We start from the raw sequence: 4,339 nt of genomic DNA, 5'->3' as shown, positions 1-4,339 counted from the left end.
CCGGCACCAGGCGGTCCGGCGGCGAAACGCCCTGCCGCTACCGCCGGACAGGTCGACCTGGGAGCGGCTGCCGGTCGCCCAGTCGATGAACTCGCCCAGCACCGCCTGCTTGGCCCTACCCGGCGAGGGTGGGCGCGACGCGGTGGTTGAGGACCGGCAGGCGGTGCACTTCCACCGTTGGGCGCCTGCGGCGGTGCGGCCGGACTTCTTCATAGGGGTCTGACAGATCGGGCAGAGCCTTGCCCACGGCGACCGTGTTCTCACGGCCCGCACATCTACCCGCGAATGTCAACCACCGCCCCGGATTAACCTCCCAGACCATAATCACCCCGACTTTCCCGCACCACAGCAACCAAAACCCCGATCTTAAGCACCACGTACACGCCGATAACTCACACCTTAGGGTGATGGCCGTTTTTCGTTGAAATGGAGCGAACGAGGGTTATCGACGCAAAAGTAGTGCTTTAGGGGGGACCTGCGCGAATGTGCTGCTTTAGGTCGGCGTGCGTGGTCTTCTAGCTCACTTGGATTGCTCGGTACTGCAACTGCACACCCCGGTCGGAGTGGGTGGATCAGAGCCTTTCGGGGCGGCGTCCTCGGGTTTGTGCTGCCAGATGTGCATTTTCATGGGTGTCGGGGCCAGCCCGGTGTACAGGCTGGTTGAGGTCTGCCACCCGATGATCCGGCGGGAGCAGCATGTCGTACGCGGCGACTTGGCGCGGCTAATGCCTTGCAGGCCCGTATAGGTGGCGGAGGATCGTGCGGCGAGCGTACTCACCAAACGGTAAGGTATCGATCCGTGTGCCGCGCACCCGTGGGCGGAGGACTTTACCGCGGACGAGGTGTAGGCCGCCCTGGGAACCGCCGCCGCGATCGGGCACGTTGGACCGCCGCCGGGGCTGACTCTGCGCGAGCACGCCGAGTCTTGGCCGCAAGCCGTGGGCGAAGTCCTGAGCATGGCCGAAGAAGCGTCATGGAACACCGATGCCAGTGTCTAAGTCCTTGAGCGCTGTCCCGTTGGGCTAGTTGGAACCCGCCCTGTGCTGCGTGAGGTCGGCGGGACTCAGCTACTCGACCGGAATTAGCGTTTGCCTATGGTGCTGCAGCCCGAATGTTTAGCATGCCTGTAGCAAGATGCTCATGTGTAATGATCTCGGCCGCCTGTTGTTTAAAAGCCGGTAAATAAAAGACCTTCAGGCGGGTCTTGTTGTGAACATCTCGAGCTGTTAGTATAAAAGTGTTGGTTCCGATTCGTGAATGTAAGGCGAGTTAGAAGGAGGTGGCAGAACTCGCGAGAAAACAGGACTGATTCTTATTTCGTGCCGAACCCTGCAACCCGAGAATGAAAGGCACCGCCTTGAACACCCGCAGAACAGGCAGCATTGTTCTCACCTTGCTCAGCATCCCGGCATTCATCGCCATCGCTACGCCGGCGGCCGCTGTCGACCAGACAAGCGCGACCGACTCTGCACTGACGAGCGTTGGCGGCGTAGTGGTCGAGGAGAACGTCTCGGCCGAGTCCAACGGCGACGGGTACGTCGCCGAGGCCGGCAACACCACCGTAGAGATCCCTGACCAGGAGCAGGGGGAGATCGTCGTAGCCGATGGTGTCGCCGACTTCACCATCGACCTTCCCGACTCGAACATGCAAACAGCCGCCCAGCCGTCATCGCTCGGGGGTGTCACCTATGACAACAATGATGACTTCACCACGACCGTGCTTCCCAAGAACGACGGCTCCGTGCAGATCGTGACAGTCCTCGAGTCCGCCGACGCGCCCACGGACTACACGTACACGATCACGGGAAGCGAGGGCTCCTACCTCCAACTTCAAGACGACGGCAGCGTGGTGCTGCTGAGCGCCGACGGTGCCTGGGAAGGCGGAGTCGCCGCACCATGGGCAAAAGACGCGAACGGTGCCGAGGTCGAGACCTCCTACAGTGTCGATGGCAATACCCTGACCCAGCATGTCTCCGCAACGGCCGACACGGAGTTCCCGGTGGTTGCTGATCCTTGGCTGGGAGTCAACTACATCGACCACACCGAATGGGCTGACCTATGGGAGTGGAGCCCGACCCTGATGGTGTACCCCACCTTTTGGGGGCGTGTCGCCGGCCCGGAAATGGGATGGATCGTCTGGGAAGAGGCTCTGGACAAGACGGAGCGTGAAGGTCACCCCGATCCCGACACGAGTACGATGCGCAACCAGTTCTACTGCCACTACGACTTCGTGCGCATTGTTGACCCGGATAAGGAGAGCTGGAACTTGGACATTCAGATCCCCGATAAGGGCTACTTCGGATTCCTGGCGAGCAAATGCAACTGATGGAATCTAGACAGTCGCTATCGTTTCACAAGCTGGTTGGCGGGACGCTGACTCTGCTTGACATCAGCGCCCTCGGTTTCTACGCCCTGTGGTTCGTCGCGCACGACGCGGCGGTTGACCGGTCCGAAGAGCACGGGTTCGACCCGCAGCAGCTTCTCGCGAACGCATACTGGCTGTGGGCGTTCGCCAATGCGACGCTGCTCTTCCTCATCGTCCTCAACGTCATTTTGATCGTTGGGTGGCGACGCCAACGCAACCAGAATCACCAGGCGCAGCCACCCCGGCCCGATTCTCAGCCCATAGGACGGTGATAATCAAAGCCACCAGGGGAGATCCCACGGTACGGGCCTTGGACCCGAAGCGGGTCGTGGGGTCCGTACTCGTGTCGACAGCATGGCTGAAACGGTCGAGTAGCGGAGCAGAGCCTCGGCGCGATCCGTGGCCGCCGAGCGGCAGCGCTCGGGTGCGGAGGAATCTGAAGGTCGGACAACCCCGTCTGTCCGGTGCTGGCGGCGGCTACGGAGACGTGGGACCGCGCCAAGGGGAGGATGCGTAACCGTGATCTCCTGCTGGCCCTGCCGAGGGGCGGAACGACCACCGCCTACCAGGTGATGGATGAGGGTGGGATTGCGGAGTCACGCCAGCCAGCGGGATTGACTCCTAGGTAGCGCGCGGAATCTCTGCGCCGGTTCGGGTGAGCCGCTGAGGGCACGTGCGTGGGGCTCGGCTGCGGGTGGGGAGTCCGGCAGATGCCGAAGACTGACCGCAACGGCCGCACCTTGTTCCTTTCGGGTTTCGTGGTTGTCGCGCTCGTGGAGTACGGACCTCGGAGGAGGGGCCGGTGCTGGAGGCCTTGACTTGAGCAGACTCGATTAGCGATACTCCGCGCTTGCGGATGTAGCTGACACGGTGTCGGGGTGTTTGATCGCTACGTGCGTCACAAAGATGGACTGACAGGTAGCCTGCAGGTCGCAAACGGCAGGAAGTGCGGATGCGCCTACCTGGTCAAGACCGTAGATCCAGCCGATGCAAGGAAGCAGCAGGTGTGACATGGCCTTTGACTACAAGCGGGAGTACAAGGAGGTTTACAACCGCTGATCTTCGGGGTTCGCGCTGTGGTGCGGGAAGGTGCCCGTTGATCCCTGGGATGCTGGGCGTTCTGGGCTGTACCTGCCGCAAGGTGATACAAACTGAATCAAGGTAGTCATATATAATTGACCCAGGTTTCAGCCCAGGGTTAGGGAGGCATCATGGCGAGGCCCTTCGGCACCATCGAGAAGATGACCGGCTCCAACCGGTACCGCGCCCGCTACCGGCACCACGACTACCCCGGCAAGCGCTTCAACGCCCCGATGACGTTCCGCACCAAGGGTGAGGCCCGCGCCTACCTCGCCACCGTCGAGGCGGACATCGCCCGCGGCGTCTGGAAGCACCCCGACCAGGTGGCCGCCGATGCGGAGGCTGCCAGGGTTGCGGCGACCATTGAGTCGGTCACCGTCGCCGACTGGGCGCAAAGGTGGCTGGACGCCCACCGGCGGGAGTGGGCACCCGGCACTCTCCGCACCCGCAAGCCCATCATCCGCAACCACATCCTGCCCGCTCTCGGCAGCGTCCGCCTGGTGGACCTGAGGCCCCGCGACGTTGACCGCTGGTACGACGATCTACCGTCTGACGGGGTGCGCGCCCCCGCGTACCGGGCCTTGAAGGCCATGCTGAACGCCGCCGTCGAGTCTGAGGACACGGCCCTGGTGGAGAACCCGGCACGGGTTCGGGGCGGTGGGATTCAGCGGCCGGCGCGTGGTGAGCGGCGTCTGCTGACTGGGGAGGAGATCGACGCTATCGCCGACGCGATCCGCCCGGAGCTGCGAGCCCTGATCGTGCTGCTGGCGGACGCCGGCCTGCGCATCAATGAGGCCCTGGCGCTGCGGCGGCGTGACGTGCAGCTCGGCGACCTGGGCGGCGAGGTCACCGTGGCCCACTCGCTGACGCGTGGTGAGGCGGGAGGCCTGGAAC

At 63.3% G+C, this 4,339-nt stretch carries 5 protein-coding genes; 4 read left to right on the top strand and 1 reads right to left on the bottom strand.

Annotated features, from left to right (window positions below):
* Positions 1–213, bottom strand: a 213-nt coding sequence (locus tag BN1056_RS15120; RefSeq protein WP_425306130.1) for an IS1/IS1595 family N-terminal zinc-binding domain-containing protein, incomplete at its 3' end; no start/stop codon positions are given.
* Between the two features lie 1,129 nt (positions 214–1,342).
* Between BN1056_RS15120 and BN1056_RS11885 the strand changes: the two genes are divergently transcribed.
* The 4 genes from BN1056_RS11885 to BN1056_RS11875 form a co-directional block, all read left to right on the top strand.
* Positions 1,343–2,326 (top strand): DUF2599 domain-containing protein, encoded by a 984-nt coding sequence (locus BN1056_RS11885; RefSeq protein WP_210581490.1) that lies wholly within the window; start codon positions 1,343–1,345, stop codon positions 2,324–2,326.
* Positions 2,317–2,637 (top strand): hypothetical protein, encoded by a 321-nt coding sequence (locus tag BN1056_RS11880; protein WP_210581488.1) that lies wholly within the window; start codon positions 2,317–2,319, stop codon positions 2,635–2,637. Before BN1056_RS11885 ends, BN1056_RS11880 begins: the two co-directional genes overlap by 10 nt.
* 192 nt (positions 2,638–2,829) lie before the next feature.
* Positions 2,830–2,994 (top strand): hypothetical protein, encoded by a 165-nt coding sequence (locus tag BN1056_RS15115; RefSeq protein WP_425306123.1) that lies wholly within the window; start codon positions 2,830–2,832, stop codon positions 2,992–2,994.
* Positions 2,995–3,576: 582 nt separating this feature from the next.
* Positions 3,577–4,339, top strand: a 763-nt coding sequence (locus tag BN1056_RS11875; protein ID WP_244671691.1) for a tyrosine-type recombinase/integrase, incomplete at its 3' end; no start/stop codon positions are given.

This window comes from Actinomyces succiniciruminis, from assembly GCF_900002405.1.
GTDB lineage: Bacteria > Actinomycetota > Actinomycetes > Actinomycetales > Actinomycetaceae > Actinomyces > Actinomyces succiniciruminis.
The sequence above is the reverse complement of the archived record's forward strand: the minus strand, read 5'-3'. Positions and strand labels throughout refer to the sequence as shown.

Bases quoted from the DNA above. Each gene is read 5' to 3' on its own strand.
- BN1056_RS11885 (WP_210581490.1), top strand. From the start codon at position 1,343: ATGAAAGGCACCGCCTTGAACACCCGCAGAACAGGCAGCATTGTTCTC.
- BN1056_RS11880 (WP_210581488.1), top strand. From the start codon at position 2,317: ATGCAACTGATGGAATCTAGACAGTCGCTATCGTTTCACAAGCTGGTT.